11 protein-coding genes and 1 pseudogene are annotated in these 25,382 nt (G+C 42.7%); 11 read left to right on the top strand and 1 reads right to left on the bottom strand.

The genetic code is table 11. From position 1 onward, the window contains the following. Positions 1 to 1,666 precede the first annotated feature (1,666 nt). A pseudogene (locus LG003_RS16600) lies at positions 1,667 to 2,680 on the bottom strand (IS630 family transposase). Positions 2,681 to 3,307: 627 nt separating this feature from the next. Here LG003_RS16600 and LG003_RS16605 point away from each other — a divergent pair. The 11 genes from LG003_RS16605 to LG003_RS16655 are packed head-to-tail and all read left to right on the top strand — an operon-like array spanning position 3,308 to position 25,273. Continuing rightward, a complete protein-coding gene (locus tag LG003_RS16605; RefSeq protein ID WP_262981194.1) occupies positions 3,308 to 4,279 on the top strand; it encodes a TauD/TfdA family dioxygenase in 972 nt (323 codons plus the stop codon). Then, positions 4,258 to 6,042 (top strand): non-ribosomal peptide synthetase, encoded by a 1,785-nt coding sequence (locus tag LG003_RS16610; protein ID WP_112879496.1) that lies wholly within the window; start codon positions 4,258 to 4,260, stop codon positions 6,040 to 6,042. Before LG003_RS16605 ends, LG003_RS16610 begins: the two co-directional genes overlap by 22 nt. Beyond that, positions 6,039 to 9,836: a beta-ketoacyl synthase N-terminal-like domain-containing protein gene (locus LG003_RS16615; protein WP_262981195.1), complete on the top strand. Its 3,798-nt coding sequence runs from the start codon at positions 6,039 to 6,041 to the stop codon at positions 9,834 to 9,836. Before LG003_RS16610 ends, LG003_RS16615 begins: the two co-directional genes overlap by 4 nt. Before the next feature lie 13 nt (positions 9,837 to 9,849). Next, positions 9,850 to 14,844 carry a non-ribosomal peptide synthetase gene (locus LG003_RS16620; protein WP_262981196.1) on the top strand — a complete coding sequence of 1,665 codons (4,995 nt, stop codon included), beginning with the start codon at positions 9,850 to 9,852 and terminating at the stop codon, positions 14,842 to 14,844. 1 nt (position 14,845) lies between these two features. Next, positions 14,846 to 16,600 carry an ABC transporter ATP-binding protein gene (locus LG003_RS16625; protein WP_262981197.1) on the top strand — a complete coding sequence of 585 codons (1,755 nt, stop codon included), beginning with the start codon at positions 14,846 to 14,848 and terminating at the stop codon, positions 16,598 to 16,600. Next, the gene (locus LG003_RS16630; RefSeq protein ID WP_262981198.1) at positions 16,597 to 18,243 is read left to right on the top strand and encodes an ATP-binding cassette domain-containing protein; all 1,647 of its coding nucleotides are present in this window, start codon (positions 16,597 to 16,599) and stop codon (positions 18,241 to 18,243) included. Before LG003_RS16625 ends, LG003_RS16630 begins: the two co-directional genes overlap by 4 nt. Beyond that, positions 18,240 to 18,419 carry an MbtH family protein gene (locus LG003_RS16635; protein ID WP_262981199.1) on the top strand — a complete coding sequence of 60 codons (180 nt, stop codon included), beginning with the start codon at positions 18,240 to 18,242 and terminating at the stop codon, positions 18,417 to 18,419. The genes LG003_RS16630 and LG003_RS16635 overlap by 4 nt, the downstream gene beginning before the upstream one ends. After that, positions 18,416 to 19,186, top strand: a complete 771-nt coding sequence (locus LG003_RS16640) for a thioesterase II family protein (protein WP_112879502.1) — start codon at positions 18,416 to 18,418, stop codon at positions 19,184 to 19,186. The genes LG003_RS16635 and LG003_RS16640 overlap by 4 nt, the downstream gene beginning before the upstream one ends. After that, on the top strand, positions 19,179 to 20,702 hold the full coding sequence (locus tag LG003_RS16645; protein ID WP_112879503.1) for an MbtH family NRPS accessory protein: 1,524 nt from the start codon (positions 19,179 to 19,181) through the stop codon (positions 20,700 to 20,702). The genes LG003_RS16640 and LG003_RS16645 overlap by 8 nt, the downstream gene beginning before the upstream one ends. Next, positions 20,699 to 21,934, top strand: a complete 1,236-nt coding sequence (locus LG003_RS16650; protein ID WP_262981200.1) for a cytochrome P450 — start codon at positions 20,699 to 20,701, stop codon at positions 21,932 to 21,934. Before LG003_RS16645 ends, LG003_RS16650 begins: the two co-directional genes overlap by 4 nt. A 9-nt stretch (positions 21,935 to 21,943) precedes the next feature. Beyond that, positions 21,944 to 25,273, top strand: a complete 3,330-nt coding sequence (locus LG003_RS16655; protein ID WP_262981201.1) for an amino acid adenylation domain-containing protein — start codon at positions 21,944 to 21,946, stop codon at positions 25,271 to 25,273. Positions 25,274 to 25,382 lie beyond the last annotated feature (109 nt).

Raw genomic sequence — 25,382 nt, forward strand, 5'->3', positions numbered from 1 at the left:
CACACTCCATTAATATAGGTTTTAAAATAAAGTGAGCAACCTGAATTCATATAAATATGAAATTCAGATTATTTAATTGTACCTTTTAAAGTTATTTAATCGACAGGAGGCCATTTACATTGTGCGAGGATTTTTTTAAATAAGAAATTAAACTTCCAATTTAAAATGAAAAATATAAAAAGATTTTAAAATTGTAATATAGGTTAATGATGATTTAGCATGCATTATTACATATGGCTTTATATTTTTTTAAAAATAATTTTCCATTTAATAAAATAAAACCCTAATATTAACAGGATTAAAATATTAAAGGATAAACTTTTATGTTTAAGAAATTATTAGCAGTTGGGGTATTATCGGCAGGTATTACATTAACCGGAGGAATTGGGTCTGCATCGGCAAGCGTATATATTCCTTGGGACAATTGTTATAGTTCGGGTATATTCCATAACAATGGTCTATATATACCCTATGGATTTCAAGATGGATCGCGACGGCAAGGGAGAGAATCCCCGGGAGCATAGGTAACTATGTGACCGGGGTGAGCGAGTGCAGCCAACAAAGAGGCAACTTGAAAGATGACGGGTATAAATCAATGAGTAAATAGTCTAATGATATAAAGATACCCGTTTATGTTCTTTTAAGATAATCTCTCTTTTTTTAGGGTTTAAATCTTGCCAAATTAACCGTTTTACTATTTTTTTCATAGTTTTCTTCGTAAAATAACGATGGGAAAACACTTTAATATGAACTTATTTAGATTATATTCTTTTTCTCGCTGTTTTCTTTTTAATTCTCTTTTAATGTTTAATAGCTTTCGATTAAATGCGATTTACCCTTTATCTGAAAAGTGCATTTATTGATTTAAATTGGTCTTTTATATAAAACTTTAATCTTTTTATATTAGTGTTTTTAAATAGTCAGATCGGTTAGATGAATGTAAAATAGACAGACGATTAGCATTGCTGATAAACGCATTAAACGTGCCAGAAAATAAAACCGTTTTTAGTCACGTTGTCTCTTTTTAAAATCTGGTATTAATGAAGCGCCTATGTTTTTAACCTTTATCTGTTATTTTCTCCGTATTTTAATCTGTATTAAACTGATAATCAGATTTTCTTGTTTTTCCTTTCCTAGAATTTGATTTTTTAAATTTAATGTGCAGGGATAATAAAGTTTTCCGGTAAGGGATTAATCGATTTGTTGCTACTCAACAAGGTGACAACCTCAGTTATCGTGTATTCTAAAATGTAGATATAAATCATTTTTTTATGTGATATTCTTTAGGTGAAACCGACATCACTCTGCCAAAATAATTCGTTCGGGTCGTGTTTTTTGTTAACCGTAATAAGTTTTTAACGATACCTTTTAACTCTGCGCTCTAGTTGTTTTTTAAAATTTTTATAAATTTATTTTGCTTCTTAAAAGAAGTTCGTAGTAAATCCAATCAATATATTTACGGTTGTTAAAAATAATTTATGTTATTTAACGGTGAATTGTATCATGATACAACTTAAAGACCCTTATTTCGCAGGAAAAGAAAAAGTTCCAATACATGTGCGATATAACTCTTAATAGCTGTATGTGTAACTATGTTAAAGTGGTTTTACTTTTTTCTGAAGGTTGGAATAAATAACTTTTCATAATTATGATACACCCTCTCTTTTTATTCTCTGTTAGTCCTGTAGGAGAATGAATTCAAAAATGTTTTCACTTTTTCGAGCAACTGCCACATATACTGGCAGCAATGATTTCGTGTCACCGTTTCATGCAGGGATTGCCACAGGCGCTCAATTTTATTCAGCCAGGGGGAATAAACAGGTAAAAACAATAGGTTAAATTTAGGATGACAGGTCAGCCAATCACTGACCATCCGGCTTTTGTGAATACTATAATTATCCAAAATTAACGTGAGGGTTTCAGCATGGCAATATTGGCGATCAAGTTCTTTCAATACATTGATAAATAATCGAGAATCTTTATTTAATCCGCCAACATAAGTGATTTTCCCTGTTTGAACATTCAGGCAGCCCGCAAGGTAATGTTTTTAGTTTTTTCCTGGTGTCACGATACGTTTCTGCTGTCCTTTTAAATACCCGTCAGAACCGATTTTGGGATTTAGCTCGATATCGACTTCGTCTTCATAAAAAACGGGATGTTTTTCCGAGCACGTTGACAACGCCTCGGTAATTTTCGCCATTTTTTCAGGGTATTCGGGATCGGGTAATTTAAGCGTCGGCGCTGCCCTTCGCCAAACGATACCTGTTTTATGTAAGTAACGATAGAAGGTGCTGATGGATAATTTTATATTTAATAATTCATTGATTTTAATTATAAAAAGTTCAAGACTCCAACGAGAACGCAAGCAACCCAATTGTTGGGGAGAATGTTGCAATAAAAAAGATATCAAAGGATAAAGTGGGATTAAATTCCAGACAGTGGGTCTGCCCGCAGGCAGGCTTTTCAAACCTTCCAGACCATATAAAGTAAACCAATTTATCCAGCGATTGACGGAAGAACGACCGGCACAAAGGGTTCTGGCGACCTGTGAGACAGACTCGCCTCGATGTAGCATCAATATGGCCATGAGTCTGCGAGCATAATTTTTATCTCGGGTGCGCTGGATAATTTTTTTCATCTGGCGTCGTTCATTGCGGGGTATCAGTGCTATGATAGGCATAACTCAGTCCGTTTTGTGGTTTTGGGATTTTTTGCAATTGATCAGATCGCAAAAATTGGACTGAGTTCCCTCCAAGTGATCTACTATTTTGAAAAGTTATTTATATTCATGGTTTTCAAGTATTACAAATTTATAAAACGACTATCGTTAGGTATATCAAAGATTACCTAAAATATGAAAAATAAGTCTGATAATAATGTCAGTAATAGTTTTTCAACCTATCAAACCATACAGATTATTAACTATTTAACTGAATATACTTACTCTTATAAAAAAAGTTCAGGATAAAGCGTCTGAGACAAACGGCAATTTTATCCATCTAAATTCTGTTGGAGTATTGAGTCTTTCTGGTTTATGTAATAAGATGTTCATAACAGCAATAGATCAATTTATTAAATGTAATTTCACTAGCGTTTGGGATTACTAACCGTTTACAAATTCTAAGACTTATATATCCAAGTTACTTGGATATACGTTTTAAATATATTTTAATGGTATTGAAATAGTGCCAGATATTTCGAATTCCTGCTGCTCTTTTTAGTTTTGGTAATTTACTCAATCAATAACTTTGGAAAATGAATGATGTAGGCAGTTTAGCTAATCCATTTTAAATAGGATTAATATGATATGCTACCTTATACGATTTACTCTCCAAATAGTGGGATCACACTGTATTCCTGGCTTAGTAATAACTGGAACGAGTGTAAAAAAAAGCTTAATGATCATGGTGCCTTACTTTTTCGTGGATTCAACATTGAAGATGTTATTGCATTCAGAGAAGCAGTATTAAGTGCAACTCCTGAAATATTGGATTATGAAGAACCATCAACACCACGTACTAAAGTCAATGATCGGGTGTTCACTTCTACAGAGTACCCTGCTGATCAACGAATACCTTTGCATAATGAAATGTCTTACCGGCGTACTTGGCCAAAATATTTATGGTTGTGGTCAAAAAAAGCTGCTGATTCTGGTGGTCAGACAACATTGGCAGACTATCGAAAAGTACTCCAACGCCTCTCGAATAAAACCCGTGAAGAATTTAAAAGTAAAGGTGTTTTATATGAACGACGTTATAACACTGGGTTTGACTTAACTTGGCAGCAAGTATTTCAGACTGAGGAAAGGAGAATAGTTGAAGAGAAACTCAGATCTGAAGGTGTTGACTTTGAGTGGCTAGATGAAGAGCAGTTAATCACACGGCAGGTTGTACAAGGTGTTGTGACTCATCCTTACACTGGGGAAGAAAGCTGGTTTAATCAAGCGAATCTGTTCCATCCTTCCAGTTTGCCTGAAGAAGTTCAGCTTGCTTTGGAAGCTGCACTCGGTGCGGGGATATTTCCACGAATGGCGAAATATGGCGACGGTACTCTTATCAGCGAATCCACATTAATTGAAATTCGAGCCGCTATTGATGCGGAGACAGTGTACCCGGATTGGAAGAACGGTGATGTGGCGGTTGTTGACAACCTTGCTGTTGCCCACGGTAGGGAACCGTTTAGTGGATCACGCAAAGTCTATGTGATCATGGCTTCACCAATGCATTGCAATTTTTCCCTGCCAAATGAGGACATGAGATGCAAACATGGAACACTTTGACAGAATCAAGAACTTGTGCAGATCTTTTTGCCAATTCAGTAGCCACTTCAAATTCATTATATGCTGTACGCCATGACAACATTGCGCTTACTTATAAAGAATTGGCAGGGAAGGCTGGTGCCATTGCTCAATTACTCATTTCACAAGGAGTGGTAAATGGTGATGTTGTGGCAATTTTTATGGAAAGATCTACTACAAGTCTTGTAGCTGCATTGGCTATCTGGGCAGTTGGCGCTGCATATATTCAGTTAGAGGTCAGTGAACCCGACAGTAGAATTAATGAATTAATAGAGCGTGCAGGCGGGGTTAAAGTATTAACTAATGATTTGAACTGCCGACGTATTGAGCACCATTCTTACATTAATCTTGATAGACAAATATTAGAGTCACAGGAATACATTCCGGTATCAGGTCGCAAAGCCGGTGATTTGGCTTATTTGGTATCAACTTCCGGCTCAACAGGAATTCCCAAACTTGTCGCAATTGAACACAGCAGTATCATGAATTACGTCTCGGCATTTGTTGAGCGCGTATCACCAATACCCTCCAGTTTGGCGAGTACAACAACTTTTGCTTCGGATCTTGGTAATACGTCTATTTTCGTTGCTCTGCTAACAGGTCGTACCCTTGAGCTTATCAATCGAGAAATGATGCTGGACTCAATCGCGCTTGCTAAGCATATAAGTAAATTTTCAATTGAGATGTTGAAATGCACGCCTTCGCAATTAGAGATGTTATCCAGAGAAGGTAACCTTGCGGAATTACTACCTGAAAAAGTACTTATTATTGGTGGGGAAGAACTAACTTCGGCACTTGCTAAAACTTTATTTGCAGCGAACCCCAATCTGAGAATATTTAATCACTATGGCCCTTCGGAAACGACTATTGGTGTATTAATGCATCAGCTGAATGGAACACTCCTGGGCAATGACTCAATTCCAATCGGTAAGCCCTTAAATGGCGTTGAAATAGCTGTACTGGATGACGCCAGGCGACCAGTTTCCTTCGGGGAAGTGGGGCAACTATATATAGGGGGGCGTGCGTTGGCCAGAGGCTATCATGGGGATCAAGATCTGACAGAAACTCACTTTGTTGATATCTTTGGACGTAGGTTTTATGCCAGTGGTGATTTGGTTAAACAAAACGAGCAAGGCAACTATTTATTTATCGGGCGCGTAGATCGCCAGCTCAAAATCCGTGGATATCGAATCCAACCTAAAGAGATTGAGAATGCCTTGCTTGCTGAACTTGGGATTAAGCAGGTTGTTGTTACAAGTGTAAAATCTGAGTTTCACCAGATTGATGAACTGGTTGCTTATGTTGTGGGTACTGTGAGAGAAAATGAACTACTTTCAAACTTAGCTACCCGATTACCGGCCAGTCATATTCCATCCAGAATCTACAATATTGATGAAATCCTTGTTAATGCTAATGGAAAGCTTGATATAGAGCGTTTGCAGGCTTCTGTTAATACTGTTGAATCGATTTCTTCTGATGTTACCGTTCCTCGTAATGACATAGAAAAGCTTATCTTAGATATTTGGCGTGAAGTGCTTAAGCGTGATGATATTGATATGCAGGCTAAATTCCTGGAATCGGGAGGTGACTCATTCAAGTCGTTAGTGGTTTTTGGGCGATTACGTCGTCATTTTCCAAATCTCACTGTTGCCCAACTATTTAAATATCCATCCATTGAGTCCTTAGCCAAAGTGCTCGGTGGCGAGAGCACAGCTCCCAATAAAACTAAGGTGGTACAGCTGTGACGACACTATATTCAGATGATGCGGTCGCCATAATTGGCGTCTCTTTTCGGTTACCACAATGTTCAAATTGGCGTGAATTGATTGATATTCTGGCTGATGGTCGGGATTGCATTCGCCCAATACCTGAAAGTCGGGTGGTCAATACGGGGCAGGTTCTTACAGGTAATGAAAAAGAGGGGGGATGGCTTGATGAAATTACAGGGTTCGATCATCGTTATTTTGGTATTGCACTAAGTGAAGCTGAATATATCGATCCCAAACAACGCATAGGGCTCCAACTGGCTACAGAAGCGATTGTCAATGCGGGATACACTCTGAAAGAGTTATCAGATGCGCGTACAGCAGTACTTGTTGCTGCGCATGGCGGGCCACATCCAGATCTTTTTCAGTCGTTGTCAGTACAGGGAAAAGCCAATCCGTTCGCTTTTATCGGTAGCTTGCATGCTTTTTCAGCAGGTCGCATTGCGTATCTGCTTGATCTGCGTGGCCCAGTTTATGCCATAGATACGGGATGTTCATCATTTTTGGTCGCACTTCACGAAGCACGGAACAAAATTCTGACAGGGGAGGCTGATTTTGCTCTGGTAGGAGGCTGTGAACTTGTTTTAGGCACCTTGCCTCAGCGTAGTGAGAACTCAAGTGGGTTAGGGGTTGAGTCAACGACAGATCGATGCCGTCCTTTCGATGCAATGGCTGATGGTGCTGGATTTGGGGAAGGAGGCGGTTTTGTCCTGCTTAAACGGTTGAGTCGTGCACATCAAGATAATGATGTTATCCATGCTGTCATACGAGGGAGTGCGATTAATCATGACGGTGGCCGTAGCAATGGTATCACTGCACCTAGCAGCATCGCACAAACCGAGGTGATTACGGCAGCATGGCATCAAGCAGGGGTCACAGCTACTGATATTGGTTACATAGAAGCTCATGGTACGGGGACTAAAATTGGTGATCCGATAGAAGTGCAAGGTTTAGTCGATACATTTGCCGCCTATGGAGTGCAGCAGGAGCCTTGTGTTATCTCTTCTGTAAAAAGTAATTTTGGACATTTAAGTGGTATGGCTGGGTTGGCGGGGCTTGTTCGTATTATAGCTCAATTCCGCACTGGTCAGATTTTCCCTACGGCTCACTTCCAACAGTTGAATCCATTGTGTAGATCTACAGAAGAGCTGCCGATACGTGTCTCTTCCTCTTGTGAGCCGTGGCCACGTCAAGGTCAGCGTCCTTACTGCGCGGGAATCAGTGGGTTTGGGCTAAGTGGTACTAATGTGCATTTAGTCGTTGAAGAGGCTCCCTCAACTTTAAGGCACAAAAAATACGAAATAAATGAGAGGTTGGTGCTGATATCGGCACAGACGACACAAGATCTCAGCACTTACCTAAGTGCTATAACTAATGCGTTATCCTCAACCGAAGCATCAATTGACGAGATTGCCGATATATTAATGTTGGGACGGGAGCATTTCCCATATCGTTGGAGCTGCGTGGCTTCATCTATTTCGCATTTAGTGCAGCAACTCACGAACCACGGTTCAATCTCACTATCTTCACCATCATCTTCGTTATCTGTTGGTCTTATTTTTGATGAATGCTCTCCAATAGATATTCAACTATTGATGAAACGAGGAGAAACATTTCCGGCTTTTCATCGTGTAATAAAACAAGCAGAGAACTTATGTTCAAGGAAAACTTGGACGCTTCGGCAGCGTTGGATTATTTGGTTGTTGGGACATCACGCGGTATTGACAGCGTTTGGGGTGACAATTGACTTGTTACTGGCCTACGGTGTGGGGAAATTGGCTGCACAGGTCGTCGATGGTGGTCTTGAATTTGTTGATGCATTGCGTCTTGCTGATGAACTAGTCACTGATTCAACATTTGATCACCAGCGTTTGCAAACCTTGTTGCAAGAACAGGTTGAACTATGCTTGGTGAGATTCAGTCGTTGTGGTGAGCTTGCAACAGCCATTAACACGTTGGGTTATCAGTCATATGATAGTGAAAGATCTTTGTTGACATTGCTTGGAGATTGGTTTGTCAATGGCGCTAATTTGGATTGGCAGCAAGGGTGTGAACGCAAGATCAATTGTCGTATTGAACTGCCATTTGCTCCTTTTGTGGTCACCTATTGCTGGCCAGAGACTATTGAGAACCCTGCTATGGTTTCTGACGTTGTACCGCACACTTCGATATCAAATTCAGGAGAAAATGTTGAAGAGATACTGTTGACTCAAGTCAGAGAAGTGCTGAAAGAACCGAAATTAACACTTGACGATGATTTTTTTGCGGCCGGAGGCAATTCACTTAATGGTGAGCAACTTGTGGTTCGACTGAACGCGGCATTAGGTACGGATCTGAAATTGATGGATTTGTTGGATTGCCTGGATCTGAACGAGTTTTATCAATTGGTGAAAGACAATGTTCAATTATCCTCCGTATCTACAACACCGGAGATGGAAACGAGGAACAATGAGCATGTACTTTCTGGTCAGCAATTAGCAATTTGGGCGGCAACGGAAATTGCTGATGAATCTGGCGCTTATAATGTTCCCGCTGTTTTGCTTATCAATGCGGAGGCGGATGTTGCTTGGCTGGAAAAAACGCTAACTGAGCTTGTCTTACAGCAGCTGATGCTGCGTTGTAGTCTGGAATACAACGAACAAGGCGTTAACCCGGTAATCCATCCTCCGATGCCGGTCAAACTGGTTCATAGTGAAGTCGATTTAACAAAATACACTATTGCAACGGGCATGCCCGTTTTGACTCAGCGTCTCCGGCAGATGGTTGAAGCGCCGCTCTCACCTTATGGTATTCCTCCCACACGATTCGAACTGTTGCAAGTGAATTTTAGCGATGGAGTACGTCAAGCACTATTGCTGAATTTTCATCACCTGTTTTTTGATGGCTGGTCATGGCGATTGGTATTAGCAGCTCTTAGTGGTGGCAAGATATCCCCGCCTGTGAACGATTATTTAAATTATGCTATGGAGCAATATACCTTACTTGAAAGTGAACAGGGTCGAAAATTGGAGGCTTTCTGGTACGAATATTTGGCAAACATCCCAATTCTGCTTTTGCCTTGTGATGGTGAGGGAGGGACAGCATCTGACCTCCGGGGAGCTAATTTACCTGTGATGATATCGAAGGATGTTACCGAGAGGTTGAGGTTGATAGCGATGAATTCTCGCGTAACGGTGCAAATGCTAATGTTGACAACCTGGGTAGCATTACAATGGCAGATAAGTGCGCAGCGTGATATTTGTGTTGCTATGCCGGTGGCTAACCGACAACTGAAAGATGAAAACACCATTGGTTGTTATGTTAATACAGTGATTGTGCGTGCACAGCTTGATCCACACCAGCCATTTCACATAGTGCTGAATGCGGTTAGGCAGGCATCGCTCAGCGCGATTTCACACAGTGCATTTCCTGCTGATCGAATCCAGAAACTGATGGCAAATACCCCCTATCATCTCACAATGTTTGATTTTCAGAATGATGTTGATCCTATTAGGGTATTAGGGGGAAATGGAGCCGCTGTTGAATTGTTGGATGTCGATCCTAATGGAGCAAAATATCCGCTCAATCTTACCTGTATTGAATATGGTGATGAACTTCAAGCGCGATTGGAATATTCCGCTTCCCTTTTCTCACAAGACACGGTTTCTCGCTGGTTGAATATTTATATAGATGCACTGACACGGCTGATGACATTAGGCGAAGAAACCACTCTTTGCGTTTTGTTTGATGGTCAAGACGATGTTCTTAGCGATATTCCAGATTTTCAGTTCTAGATGTGGATAAAAAATGACAACTATGAAGCTGATTGATCGTGAATACTGGCTGATGCGGGTTGGTGATTTAACTAAGGCCGCTGCCGCAACCGCAGATATTTTTCCTCACCATGAGGGATCTCTAGTAAGTGCGCAATGTCTGCTTTCCTCCACCGTTACTGACCGGCTGAAACAAGTAGCGGGCAACTCTGAATTGCTGACATGGGCAATTTTGGCGGCAGTGACTAGTATCGTGTTGCGCCGTATTGGGGGCGTATCCTCTGTTGTATTGCATATTAACACAGAACAAGGCAAGCGTTTGCCTGTCTTATTGACTGTACCTCCTGCTGTGACTTTTCGTGAATGGTTAAGCAATGTTCGCATGGCTGCTGTTGAGGCTATTAATCATGGATCGATAGACAAGGCGCTGTTGATGCCGTTCTTGGAGCATTTCATGCCTATTGTCGTTAATTGCGCTCAGACGGAAACTGGGATAGCTATCGAGCTTATTGATGGTGTAGTTAGTGTTAGTGGAATTGTTGCTGAGGCTCAGACGCTTCATCATTTGGCGACAGGTATCGCTACACTGTTAAACAAGGGACTTTTCGATCTCGACATCTGTCTGAATAATATGGCTATCGTTGATGAGGCGATGCAAACAAAATTGCTAGACAGATTCAATTCGCAACCTGATTATGGTTCAGGAAAATCGTTTTATCGGCGAGTATTGGAGCAAGCGGAAAGTACTCCCCATGCGATAGCTCTCCGTGATGAAACAGAGTCGCTTACCTATCGGGAACTATTTCGGTTGGCGTCATCGGTAGCATTGAAGTTAAAAAATGCAGGCATTAGTGCCGATGATATTGTGGCGCTCTCAGCACCACGCAGTGCTCGGTTTATTGCTGTTGCTACTGGTATTTTCTTCTCTGGTGGTGCTTACTTACCCATTGATCCAACTTTACCGAAAGCCCGGCAACAGAATATGCTAAAACATGCGAAAGCATTGATTGCAGATCATGTTGTGGATATGCCGCAGATAGTTTGGCTCTCATTCAGTGAACTTAGTTTTCAAAGCCCGGCTTTAGTGGATGATGAGATAAAGTTACTTAATCAGCAGGTAACTGAGCCATCACCAAGCGAATTAGCTTATGTAATCTTTACTTCAGGTTCGACAGGCTTTCCCAAAGGTGTAGGAATTGAACATCGTTCCTTCCTTAATTTACTGGCATTTCGGGTCCAAAACTGTGAATTGAAACCAGGAGTGGTATTACCGCAAACAGCACCCATTTCGTTTGATATCTCAGTTTGGCAAATGTTTACCGGATTGACCGCAGGTGCGACGGTTTCTATTGTCTCTGATGATGTTGTAAAAGATCCTCAAGAGTTAATTCAATACATTATTGAGCAGAAATTTGAATATATTGAACTGGTTCCTTCTCTCATCGCAGTCATCCTGGATATCCTTGAAAAATCAATTTCACTGAAGACGCTGGTTCAGCGACAGCTACGTGGGATGATCTCAACCGGAGAAGTGTTAAGCACGGAGCTGGCACGTCGTTGGCATCAGTGTATACCAACGGTGACACTGCTAAATGCTTATGGTCCCGCTGAGTGCACCGATGATGTGACTCAAGGAAGGGTCGAAGAACAGTTTGATGGGCTATATTGTCCAGTGGGTACACCTTTGCCAAACGTGACAATTTATGTATTAGATAAAGATTTTCAACTTGTTCCTCCAATGATCGGTGGTGAAATTTTCATTGGTGGACCGAATGTCGGGCGGGGATATATCGGCAGTAATCGCTTCACGGCGGCAGCTTTTCTGCCTGACCCATTTCTGCCTGTCCTAGGTGCTCGTATGTATCGGACGGGCGACCGTGGTCGTTGGCGAGAGGATGGCATATTGGAGTGCTTTGGCAGGTCCGACAACCAAGTGAAGATTCGCGGCCGACGCGTCGAGCTTGGAGAAATTGAAGCAGTACTGGCAAGCTATCCAGATGTAGCGATGTGTGCAGTTGAACTTGTTGATATGGGTGGCTTTGAGCAATTAAGCGCTTTCGTGACGCAGCCGAGTGATGCCGTTGTGGATGCCAAATCGTTGAGTAAATTTTTGGCTGAGCAATTGCCGGATTATATGGTGCCGAGCAGGTTTTATTTTCTTGATGCGCTGTTATGTAATGCCAATGGTAAAGTCGATCGTAACCAATTAAAGGCACTGGCACAACAACAATCTGAATCTGCTTCTTATATTGCACCTCGCACCAAGTTGGAGCAACAGCTTTGTGATTTATGGTGTAAATACCTCAAACTAGCTAAAGTGGGCATTATGGATGATTTTTTCGCTTTGGGTGGGGATTCCATTATTGGTATCCGGCTGATACATGAGGCAGGCTCTTTGGGGATCAACTTACGCCCTCGTCATTTACTTGAACATCCAACTATCGCTTCACTTACAAAACTGGCGAGTGCCAAAGACGAAATGGCAGCAAATTCAATTCCGCGTATAGAAAAAGCACCATTGACACCAATCCAACAATGGTTTTTCGAGCAGCGGTTTTCTGAACAGCACCATTGGAATCAGTCACATGTTATCAGTACAAGGGAGCAGTTAAATGCAGATGCATTATCCCTGGCGATACAGTCGCTAGTTGAGCACCATGAACAATTGTGTGTTTGTTTCCCCAAAAAGAAAGGGAAGCATTATCAAGCTTTGCGCTCGCCTCATGACAACTTACTTTGGTTTGCTGAATCAGATTGTTCGGAAGAAACCATCGCCAATAAGGCTCATGCATCGTTATCAATCGAGGAAGGACCGTTACTACGAATTGTGATGTTGGATGATTTTCGAGTTTTGCTGACATTACATCACTTAATTGTGGATCAAGTTTCCTGGCAAATCTTGCTGGAAGATCTTGAAACTGCGTATCAGGCTATTATTCAAAAAGAAATGCCGAGGTTACCGAGAAAAAGCACGCAATATCTCTATTGGGCTCAGCAACAAGCAGCAACATCTCCCCAAATACTTCTTCCGATCCAGTTAACCGCACCAATTGATATGGTACAGGTGAATAGTAATGTAAGTAACCTTTATGGCAAACGTTCGGTTGCTGAAGTCAAGTTATCTGAGTCAGAAACACAATATATTCGGGAAATTTCGGCATTAGTGCCTAATGGAGGAGTCCCTGCCGTTCTCTTGACGGGACTTGCAAATACAATTGCTGTTGAGCAGGGTAACGGTCAACTCTTGATTGAGTTAGAAGGTTATGGCAGGCAAGAGGAAAACGAGTCTATTGACGTAATGCGAACTGTGGGTTGGTTTACAACAATAGGTCCCTTTGTGCTACCAGTCAACGCTGTGGTTACGGTAGTCGAAGTTGCGACTGCAATGATTGAAGCTAGTCCCTATATCAAGACCCATTTACAACAAACTTATGTTATGGAGAAGAATCCAAACATTGGATTCAACTACTTAGGGCGCTTCAATACGAAGCAGCAGAATGATGGCTTTTTCAGTGTAGAAGAAGATATTGGAATGCGGCGGGCAGCAACGGGACATCGTCCACTGGAATGGGAAATCAATGCGGCCATCGTTGATGGGAAACTAACTATTACCCTTGAATACACCCCCTTCCGTCATAATGAAGCTGCAATTAATGCGTTATTAGCCAAGTGGAAGAGCGCACTAACCAAAGTCAGACATGCACCGAATGAATTAAGTGATCTGGCCCCTTTGACACCAGCTCAGCATGCCTTTTTTGAGCGTGATAATCCAAATGAAAATCATTGTAATCATGGTGTGTTGTTTACACTTAGTCGCACTTTGTCATTGGAGACTGTTGAACTGACGGCATCAGCGCTATTAGCCCGATTCCCTATTTTGGGAGTCAGCTTTATAGTTACTGCATTGGGGAGGTGGCAAGGAATTAACCCGCAAGCCCGTATCGCAATCGAACAATTTGAATTGCAGCAGATAGCCCCAAATAGCTTATCGCAGAAAATTACTGAGTTAGCGAATATAGGTCATGAGTCGTTAGATCTGCTAAATGGGCCAATTTGCCGCATACAACTTTATCGGACTGCTCATAATTTGCCGGATAAGTTGTTGATTATAGTTCATCACTTGGTAGTCGATCCTTATTCCTGGGATTTACTTACAGAGGATTTAGCGGCGTTGCTTGGAGGAGCTAAAGCCCATGAATTAGATATTCCGACAACTTCGTATCTCGCTTGGGCCAGGCGTTTACACCGATTGGTGCAGGATGATCCAGAGTTGTTTGGTGTTCATTACTGGCTTTCACAACCTTATGAACAAGCACAGCAGTTAATAAGTACGGATGCTATTGGCATTGAGGCGAATATGGTTGAGCAAACAACAGTATTTGATGAAGTACAGACTCAGCAGTTTTTAAAACCATCTGAGCACAGTCAACTTCCCGTACTTGCCCGATTACTGACTCTGCTTGCTCGGTCTTTAGAAAGCCATTTTCCTTCCAGTGCTAACAATATCCTTGTTGAGTTGGGAGGACATGGTCGAGAAGACCTATTCGACGAGGTTGATTTAGGACGCACTATCGGCTGGTTTACATGTGGTTTTCCGTTCCTGTTGCCCTTTTCGATGGAACGCAGTTTTAATGAACATGCAACTGACGTGGCGCGGCTGTTACGTGAGGTACCTGCTCGAGGGTTCGGCTTTGAAGCACTTCGCTATCTTTCTGTTAATCCTCAAATTACCGAAAAATTAAAGGCAATTCCTAGACCACAATTAAGACTGGATTTTGAAGGAGAGCTTTTATTTCTGAATACGCCTGATGAGGAGAAAGTTAATCCGATCTTTATTGATATTACCACAGAGGGAACGGGTTACTGGAAGCCTCGGGTAACACCGATGGATTATTTGCTTTGTTTTAACATCAGTGTGAATGATGGGCAGATGGAAATTCGTGCTCAATTTGCAGGTGATGTCATGCCAAAAGAGCAAATGAAAACGGTCCTATCTGAATTTAATGAACGGATAACTCATAAAAATTAATATGAAAATACAAACGAATATGCAAGGTATGAACTCTCCTAACCCATTAACAGGTTTTAAGTTGCTTTGGCAGAGCGCCCGGACAATGAAAAAAGCCATTATTGGTACTTTCCTGGCATTAGTTGTCACACTTGTTTGCGATTTAGTGGGGCCATTTGTGATCCGTCATTACATCGATAAAGCTACCGCAGGTACTTTCGTTTATGAGCTTGTCCTCTTGGCTTTGGGATACGCAATCATCTCTTTTGGCGGTGTTATCGCTGGTCTGGTTACCAGTTATTGCAGTACCAGTGCAGGTTGGGGTATTGCCGATGCACTTAGGCGTCAGCTATTTCATCATGTTGTGCACAATCGGTCTATCCTGCAAATTGAAAGTGAAGCTCAGGGTAAGCTCCTTGAAAAGATAGAGGGGAATGCGGACATCATTGGAAAAACTATTGCGGAATCCGGATTCCGGATTATAGGAAATATCGCATTAGCATTAGGCACTTTGGTGATTTTGTTTTCTATTATCCCAGAAATAGGTATCGCAATTACCGTGTTGGTTCTCGTTGTGGCTTATGTTCTGGTGAAACTTACTAACCTCGCAGTAGTGCGATGGAAAAAAGCCCGTGAAGAGAGAGCGCACATATTTGGTTTTATCGGCGATACTCTTGCCGCACAAGATGATTTGCATTCATTGGGAAGGAGCCGTTGGCCTGCTTTGCAACTACAGAAGATGCTTTCTGGCTTATTAAAAATAGAACGTAAAGCCTATGTCAGCGGACGCATATTTTGGCCGATTACCCAGCTATTTTTTGCCTTGAGTTTTGGTCTGGGTTTTGGATTTGGGCTGCAATTACTCGGTCATAACAGTATCAGTATTGGTACGTTAACCATGATTTATCTTTATGTTGACCGACTCAGAGAACCAATGGAAGACATGTCTTCGGAAGTAGATCAGGTACAACGATTGATTGCGACCTTATCACTGATAGTCAAGATGTTACGAGATGAGGAGAAAGTCAATCACGACAGTGTAGAGAATCAGCTACCAGAAGGCCCCTTGTCAGTTCAATTTGATCAGGTTGACTTTCGTTATGAAGATCAGGGTAAACAAGTCTTACATAACGTTAGCTTCAGTGTGGGCGCTGGAAGCAAAGTAGGCATTGTGGGGCGCACGGGGGCAGGTAAAAGCACATTACTAAATCTCATGTGTGGGTTGGCTCAGCCTGATAGCGGACGGGTTACCCTTGCTGGTGTTGAGGTCACTTCCATTCATCCTGATGAATTTGCCAGTCGTGTGGCGGTGTTAAGCCAAGAGGCGCATTTATTTTCAGCAACGCTACGTGAAAATTTAACCCTGTTCGATAACAGCATTTCAGATGATGCAATTTGGCACGCGCTCGAAGAGTTAGAGATCCATAAATGGGCGAAGACATTACCAGAGGGGCTGGATACTTTGGTGGGTGTCGGGGGGCGTTTATTGTCGGGAGGGGAAGTTCAAATGATTGCCGGGGTAAGAACCATGCTTCAAGACGCACAATTAATCATTATCGATGAAGGTACTTCTCTACTAGATCCTCGTACTGAGCAGAGTTGGATGAGATTACTGGAAAAAATTAGCGCTAATCGTACCGTTATCATCGTTGCCCATCGCCTGCATACATTATCCACTGCTGACCAAGTCATTATCATGAATGAAGGCCGTGTCGAGGAACTCCTTCATGGCGCAGAGATCAAAACGTTAACAAAAAATAGGGAACTTATATCATGACGGGGTTAACCCTCTTTTTCCCATCAAAAATGTTGCCTGCTTTACTGAGTTTAGTGCACAGATTTTCCTTTCTTTACTTCACCAGCATGGTTATATGGACAATGATCCATGGCTTACCTTTGGTCGTTGGTTTTGCCATCAGCCGGCTTCTTGATAGTGCTGTTATCGATCCTATAGGCTCAGCGGTTTGGTGGCTATTGGCATTGGCGGTAGGCACGATGGTACTACGCTCAGTGATACTGATTTTTGGCTTACAGATTGATTTTACACTTATTTTTAAGGTCAGCGCATATCTTAAACAACGCATTCTGGAGGGAATAAATTGCAGTCACTCTGGTGCGGACCTGCGTCTTTCTCAAGGGGATATGCTCAACCGTATTCGTAATGACAGCGATGAAGTAGCCTCCTTTCTCGGTTGGACAGCGGATTTCTTCTACCGGGCGGTACTATTGTTGATAGCACTTGTCGTGTTGCTAAGTACCGACATTGTGACAACATTGGCGCTTTTGCCGATGGTTGGTGGTTTGTGGTTGGGCGTAGTTATCAAGCATAAGGTCGGAGCATTACAGGAAGAGAAACGTCAATATCAAGGCCAAATTGCGGGTCGTATCACCGATATACTGGCAGGAATCCGTGACCTTCGCCTTGGTGGAAAGTTGGATCTGCATATTGAACGACTTTCGGCAAGTTTTGAACGTCGTCGGACGGTGCAGGCAAAGCACCAAATGTTCACTGATCTGCTGTCGGGGTTATTTCGTAACATCGTGATGCTAGGTACATCTATTGTCTTGATTGTTGTCAGTACCCGAATTGTCAGTGGTGATTTCACTATTGGTAAATTGGCTCTGTTTTTGACTTATATCGGTTGGGTCAGTGAGCAGATCTTCTTTTTCGGTCGCGCATTGGCTAACTATAAAAATGCCGATGTCTGCTACGAGCGAATTCAGCCACTGTTACAGACAGAGAAGCCTGCTAGAGAAGTCCTTATTGCTGATGACATGCTGAAATCACTGACGGTGAGGGGGCTTTGTTGCAATAGCGATACACAACCTATTTCGTTTACAGCCACACCCAATCAACTCATTGTCGTTAATGGAGAAGTCGGTTCTGGTAAAAGTCGTATGCTTCGCGGCCTGCTAGCGCTGGAACGACACTTATCAGGAAGTGTGCTTTGGAATAACAAAGAAGTTTGTGGAGACGCCGATTGGTGGCAAAGCCCTAAAGTTACTTATGCCCGTCAAGGTGCTGGCTTTGTTGGCGGTACTGTTCGAGATAACTTGGCGCTGGGTAACGTCTCTGTCAGTGATGAAATCATGGAGCGGGCGTTAGCGGCAGTATATCTGAAACCAGGTTCATCTGCTCTTCCTGAAGGGCTTGATACTGTGCTGGGTTCTGGTGGTGTCAAACAGTTATCAGGAGGCCAGCGCCAACGTTTGACATTAGCCCGTATGTTATGCCATTCAGCTGAAGTTTATGTCGTCGATGATTGCGATTCATCTCTGGATACTGATACAGCCCGAGCCATATGGTTAGCACTGCCTAAAAAGTGGTCGGGGATCTGGATTGTAGCCTCGCAAAATATTGACCTGCTTGCTCTGGCGGATCAAGTGGTGACTATCAAACGGCGGAGCGAAACATCATGAATTACAGAGTGGTATGTAACAAAGAAGGTAAGTACTCCATTTGGCCAGAAGGGCGGACATTACCGGTAGGGTGGCAAAATGTGGGTTTTTCGGGATCAGAACAAGAATGCCTGGATTGGATAGCTACATATTGGAGTGATCCCAAATTGAAAATTTCCGGAGAGACGCTGGAATGAAACGTGTTCAACTGACGCCAGGATTATGGAATTACTGCGATCAGGAGCAAACGACAGTGACTGTTGTGATTGCGCCTTTTGGCGGCGGCAGTGCTTATTCTATGACCGACTGGGTTCAGCAACTGTTGGCTGGTAGTTATCGAGTGCTGGTGCTTCAGTATCCGGGACGAGGTTCTCGAAGTATTGAACCACTCCCTGTATGTATAAGAGATTTGGCGGCTACAGCGGCAAAAGATGTATTGCTGTATACACAGGATCCTCTTCTTCTTATTGGTCATAGTATGGGAGCATTGTTATGTCATGAATTGGCATTACTTTTAGAACAAGCTAACCGAACCGTTGAATATTTGGTTTTATCAGCAGCACGTCCACCACATTTGAATGGCATGGTGCCAGAAGAGATACTCCGCATGAGCCGGGAAGCCTGGATTGAAGAGCTAAAAACCAATATAGGAAATGAAGATAAGAAACTGCTTCATGAGGATGTGATTGATCTCATGTTGCCTGTATTGCGTGCTGATTATTTGTTGGTGGCTGAGCACAAACAAGCCAGTGGCAAGGTACATTGCCCTATTTTAGCCATCGGCGGTGATCGTGACCCGTGGGTGAGCCCATATCATTTACAAGAGTGGCAATCGCTGACACATGATTCTTTCCAATTAGTCATGTTCCCTGGAGATCACTTCTATTATCGAGATCAGCTTTACGACATTTATTTGTGTATCCATCAAGCTTGCTTAAAAAAGGAAGTCTGCACTAATGAGTGATGAAAATACCCAAACACAAATGAAGTATTCATCCAGTTTTGAAGGTTTGACGGATGAATATTTGGTTGTAATAAATGATGAAGAGCAATATGCCTGTGTTCATTCTGAATGGCCTGTCGCTACCGGATGGCGAGCGACCGGTTTTAGTGGGACGCAAGAAGCATGTAAAAAATGGATTGAAGAAGTTTGGACCGATATGCGCCCGGTTTCTCTGCGTAATGACCCACAATCCTTTGATAATCAACCCCTGATAGTGATTTATGATGAAGGCGCAGCCCTTCCCAAAGATATTGTCACTGAATTGAATGGGGTTGCACCACTTGTAGTTGTTATCAATTCAAACGAACACACAAGAGAGCGTATATCCTACTTCTCACGATTTGGTCACGTAGTTGATGGTTCTGATATTGAAAGGGCGGTATCAGAACTCGCTCTCCTTAATCCTGCGGGGATTGTGACATTTAGTGAGCGTGCCTTACGTCTTACAGCTACGCTGGCAAAACACTTGAATTTGCCTTTTCACGATCTCGAAACGGCATATCGACTTACTGACAAAAATAAGCAACGAGTGGCTTTACAAGAGGCTGGCATTGAGTCGATAAGATTCTACCTCATTAACACTGTGTCAGATTGGGAGCAAGCTGTTGAACAGGTTTGTCTTCCCGCAGTGTTAAAACCAGCCTATGGTGGTGGCAGCATCGATACTTATTTTATTGAAGATACGCAAACAGGAAAGAGACTTGTAGAAAAACTGCTTTCAAATAAACAGATTGGATTTGATGGTGGTCGTTCACTGGTATTGGAGGAGTTCCTCCGGGGGCGGCCATCGTTGCCTTTTGGCGACTATGTCTCGGTTGAAAGCTTGGTGGTTAACGGAGAGATTAAGCATATAAATGTGACCGGCAAGATGCCACTTAGTCCCCCTTTTCGTGAATATGGTCATATCTGGCCATCAGTCTTAAGTGATAGAGAACAAAACCAAATTTATGCATTAACGTCAAGTGCCATCAAAGTGTTAGGAGTTAATCGGGGGATCACCCATACCGAGCTGAAGTTGACCGAGCAGGGACCTAGGATCATTGAAGTGAATGGTCGAGTGGGCGGGGGTATCAACGAGATGGCCAAAATCAGCCTCAATATTAGTCTGCTTGAAATGGCTGCACGATTAGCGCTGGGAAAAATGATTGATCTCCCTGTGTTCAATCCTGAGCACGTCTATTTCAATATCTGCCATATTGCGCCAACACGTCCATGTGAAATTCTCCGAATTAATGGGGAAGATGAGCTTCTCTCTCTTGATGGTGTATCGTCATATCGCCCATATGTGTGGGCAGGAACTACTTTGCCGGGAGGCTCACAAACCAATGAAATTAACATGGTGTTGGGCAAAGTGGATAACCATAAGGCATTTCTGGATATTTATCAGCGTATGGGGCAGTGCTTGCGTTTTCATGTTCGATTTATGGACAGTGAAGAAGTTCAAATTCTTGATGCGCATGAATTGGGGGCGATATGAGTCTTATTTCAAATGTAGCTAAAGTGCCGGATAACATAAATCTCACGGACCCCCTGACTCATTTACGTCCTGATATAGATAATATCTGGCGGCAATTACGTAATGAGTCACCTGTCGCTTGGCATCCTGCGGTCAATGGTCAATCAGGATTTTGGGTTGTCAGCACCCATGAGTTAACTATACGGGTTTACCGTGATAGCCAAACCTTTACCTCTGTTCGTGGAAATGTCATGGCTACACTGTTACATGATGGAGACACAGCGGGTGGTCGCATGCTTGCAGTGTCTGATGGAGACAGACACCGTCAAATCCGTAAAGAGTTGTTAAAGTCTTTCAGCCCTAAAAACCTGATGTCGGTACAGAAAATAATCAAAAATGCGATGCATGAGCTTGTACATAATGCGGTGGCATCCGGGCAATGTGACTTTGCCACTGATGTAGCACCACATATTCCGTTAGCAGCCATATGTGACATTTTAAAAATTCCAGAATCGGATCGAGCAAAACTATTTGTCAATGCAAGTGCAGCACTGGCTTCGAACTCTTTGTCAGTTGATAAAGTAGATACCCGCCTTGCCAGAAATGAAGTGTTGATGTATTTCTATAAATGTGTTCAGACTCGCAAAATCGAGCCATTGGAAGATGATCTTGTCAGTAACTTGATAGCAATGACTCAAGACTCCCTGATATTAACAGAAGAAGAATTAGTCTTCAATTGCTATAGCGTGTTACTGGGTGGCGATGAGACAACTCGGTTGGCATTGATAGGGATCATAAAAGCATTTGCCGAATATCCAGAATGCTGGGCTCAATTGCGACGAGGTGAAGCAGAAATTAGTAAGGCAGTAGAGGAGTTGTTGCGATGGACCACGCCGGCTTTACATGGTGGTCGGACCGCAACGGTAGGTGTTGAATTAGGCGGTCAGCAGATTAGGGCTGGTGATGTTGTCATTGTTTGGAATCGGTCTGCTAACTTCGATGAAACTGTTTTTACTAAACCCAATCAGCTTGATCTGAATCGGAGTGATAATCGACATATTTCTTTTTCATATGGGGCTCATTTTTGCCTTGGTGCCGCCCTTGCTAGAATAGAAATTACTGCACTGCTGGAGGCGCTTGTGGAGCTCGTTGATGAGATCTCTTTGAATGGAGAACCCAGTCCTATCTATTCGACTTTTCTATCTGGTTACCATCGCTTGCCAGTCAAATTGACTGCTGCACATTATTCATAGGAATAAATAATGAAAGAACTCATAGTGTTGCATGAACAATTTGATGCGATGGTTGAGAATGCTCCTCATAAGATCGCCATTAGTGCACATCATGTAGAAATGACATACCAAAATGTGCAAGACCGTGCTACCCAACTTGCCTATCGACTAGTGGAGTCAGGTATCGGGGCTGAAGATGTGGTTGGAATCTATATTGAGCGCTCTTCTGACATGATCATAGCGATGTTGGCTGCGCTTAAAGTTGGTGCTGCTTATTTAGCACTACCACCCGATTATCCGACTGAGCGACTTCGTTATATGATAACGGACTCGCGTGCAAGGTTGGTGTTGACTCGAACCATGATGAAAGATTCAACGGTCATTGAAAATGTTGCCACTGTTTATATCGATGAAATCCAATCTGTAGTGCCAAAAATCCTGCCACAAGTTACCAGTCAACAGCTAGCTTACGTTATCTATACCTCGGGAAGTACAGGACGCCCCAAAGGAGTGGGAGTGACTCATCATGGCGTTGCCAACCTCGTTAGCCAGAAACAGCAGTACGTTCATTTCGGACCTAATGAAAAAATATTGCAGTTAGCACCTGCGGCTTTTGATGCTTCTGCCTTTGAAATATGGGGAGCATTGACTAATGGGGCGACATTGGTATTGGCTTCTCCTTCATATCAAGCCATTGATGAGCTGCCGAAATGCCTTGTTGAACATGGTATTACGATATTGCTACTGACACCTGCCTTATTTCACGTATTAGTAGATTATCGCGAAGAGGCTCTGGATAGCGTACCTCAATTGCTTGTTGGTGGCGATGCAATGTCAGTCACTCATGCGTTTAAATATTTGTCCAGAAAGCAGAAACCAGACAAGTACTTTTTATTTAATAACGTATATGGCCCGACTGAAGGAACAACCTTGGTAAGTAGTTACTCTATGTCATCGTTAAGTATTGGTGCGATAAAATCTCCCTTAGGTAAACCTATCGTCGATGCGGAAATGTACTTATTGGATGAAATGTTGAGACCGGTCAGGCCAGGTGAGCGTGGTGAGATTTATATTGGGGGACAGTCTGTCGCACGGGGATATTTATATCAACCTGGGTTAACCAGCCTGCGTTTTTTACCTGATCCTTTCTCCACCCAACCAGGAGCCAGAATGTTTGCTACTGGTGATGAAGGGGTATTGTCGAATGATGGACTGATTGAGTTTGTAGGCAGGCTTGATGATCAGGTCAAAGTGCGGGGTCATCGAGTTGAGCTGACAGAAGTAGAGCATGCAATAAAAAGTTGCCAGGATGTGAGCGCTGTTTGTGTTGTGCTGAACATTGACAGTGATCGCCATGTTGAACAACTGGTCGCCCATTATACAATTCACACTGATCATACAACTTATAAAAGCACTGATGTTGAGCAAGCTATCATCACTCGGGTTCAAGCGTTGTTACCCAGCTATATGTGGCCTAGTCAGTTTATTCAGCATGAACAGCTACCTTTAACAAGCAGTGGTAAAGTGGATCGTCGATTTTTGATGGGTTGGAAAGAGGCTGAGAGATTAGAAGAGGTGGTATCTGGTGAACTCTCTATGACAGAAGCGCTGGTGGCAGAGATCTGGCAACAAATTTTAGGGCCATTTGACGTTGTGCCTGATGTTGATTTTTTTGCGTTGGGAGGCGATTCGTTATTGGCTATTAAGGTTATCGCGGAAGCCGAAAAACGAGGACTCAATCTGACACTCTCTACCTTATTTCGTACCTCGACACTTAGGGGGATGTGTAAAGATTTGGTGCTCTCAGAACAAACAGGTAATGGACTGACGGAAGATGAAGCACTGCTCGCAAAGATTTGGCAACAAGTATTGGGCCCGTTCGACGCAGTGCCTGAAGCCGATTTTTTCTCTCTAGGGGGTGATTCGATTCTGGCGATCCAGGTGATTGCAGAGGCCGAGAAACAGGGCTTGATGATTGAGCTGGGTACGTTATTTCGCAATCCGACATTGTGTGGGATTTGCCGCGGTTTGGCACAAACAGAAGAAGCTCTCAGTCAGCAGAATGAGAACCAACTGATAAATGAAACGGATAAGCAAAGGTTGCCTGTTAATATCGAAACTGCTTATCCGGCGACGAGATTGCAGCTAGGGATGCTGTTTGAGGGATTATACAGTGGTAAAGCAATCTACCTTGATGTTATTGCTCGGGATGTCAACTTGCCACTGGATGAAAAAATACTTCACAACACGCTTCAGGCAATAGCCAAAAGGCACCCGGTTCTCAGAACAAGATTTGATTTGGCCTCTTTTAGTGAAGTGATGCAATTGGTTGAATCACTACCATCATTGCCACTTATAGTGGAAAACTACACAAATCTTGATGATGAACAGTTGGCAGCACGTCACGAAAAAGTAATGGTTGAGTTAAGCCAACCATTTGATCCTGAAGAGGCTCCTTTAATGAGGGTACATGCGGCGGCATTGAATGAAGGACAATTTCGGTTAGCTTATGCCTTTCATCATGCGATCCTTGATGGTTGGAGTGAGTCTGTTTTTATCCTTGAGCTTTTGAGATTGTATCAAGCCAATTTAGCTGGCGAGTCTGTTTTATTGGAGCAACCAGCACCATTGTCAGAATTTGTCAAACTTGAGCGTGAAGCGCTCAGTAACGACAAGGCGAAACAGTTTTTTAGTCAATATTTAGCTAAAGAAAAAACGGATAGATATCAAGATACTGATTATAGGAAAGCAGTACTGGTCTTGCCGGAACGAACAGTGAAGCAATTGCTAAAAAATGTATCAGATTGGGGCATTCCGTTAAAAAGTATGTTTTTTGCTGGTTTCTATCTGACAACAGCTCATCAGTTACAAGATATTGGCTTTGTCGCAGGGATGTCTGTTAACGGTAGGCCTGAGAGGGAAGGCGCTGATTTGACTCTTGGACTGTTCCTTAATCATATTCCGATAAAGTTGAATCTTGACTTTGCTAATAACTGGCAGATGCTGGCAAGACAGGCTTTCGATGCTGAAAAAGAAATATTGCCCTTTAGACGTTTTCCATATTCAGAAATACAAACCATGTTAGGAGGGCCACCCTTCGAGGCTACATTTAGCTACGTTCATTTTCATTCTCGCAATGAGTTATTAGAGCAAGGGTTGGTGAATACTGATGAAGATGTGCGTGACCATACCAGCTTACCGATTAGGGTTGAGTTGATAAATGATTTGAAAGGAGAAGGTATTTTAATAAATGTGACAGCAGATGAAAAACGCTATGGCACGGGATTCGCTTTAGCGTTGGCTGAACGGCTCAGTGAAAAGATAGAAGACATAGCATTTGTATCCGGGCAGATTATTTAATTATCGTTGGATAATTAATTTTTTGGTACTTGATTCCACAGTTTTTAGTTGCTGTAAACGCAGAAGTCTAATCTACGAGGCTGACTTACATTAGCCTCATTCAGAAAAC

Source organism: Photorhabdus kleinii, from assembly GCF_025384885.1.
GTDB classification, from domain to species: Bacteria; Pseudomonadota; Gammaproteobacteria; order Enterobacterales; family Enterobacteriaceae; genus Photorhabdus; species Photorhabdus kayaii.

Coding starts and splice junctions, on each gene's coding strand:
- LG003_RS16605 (WP_262981194.1), top strand. CDS start 3,308: ATGCTACCTTATACGATTTACTCTCCAAATAGTGGGATCACACTGTAT.
- LG003_RS16610 (WP_112879496.1), top strand. CDS start 4,258: ATGCAAACATGGAACACTTTGACAGAATCAAGAACTTGTGCAGATCTT.
- LG003_RS16620 (WP_262981196.1), top strand. CDS start 9,850: ATGACAACTATGAAGCTGATTGATCGTGAATACTGGCTGATGCGGGTT.
- LG003_RS16625 (WP_262981197.1), top strand. CDS start 14,846: ATGAAAATACAAACGAATATGCAAGGTATGAACTCTCCTAACCCATTA.
- LG003_RS16630 (WP_262981198.1), top strand. CDS start 16,597: ATGACGGGGTTAACCCTCTTTTTCCCATCAAAAATGTTGCCTGCTTTA.
- LG003_RS16635 (WP_262981199.1), top strand. CDS start 18,240: ATGAATTACAGAGTGGTATGTAACAAAGAAGGTAAGTACTCCATTTGG.
- LG003_RS16640 (WP_112879502.1), top strand. CDS start 18,416: ATGAAACGTGTTCAACTGACGCCAGGATTATGGAATTACTGCGATCAG.
- LG003_RS16645 (WP_112879503.1), top strand. CDS start 19,179: ATGAGTGATGAAAATACCCAAACACAAATGAAGTATTCATCCAGTTTT.
- LG003_RS16650 (WP_262981200.1), top strand. CDS start 20,699: ATGAGTCTTATTTCAAATGTAGCTAAAGTGCCGGATAACATAAATCTC.
- LG003_RS16655 (WP_262981201.1), top strand. CDS start 21,944: ATGAAAGAACTCATAGTGTTGCATGAACAATTTGATGCGATGGTTGAG.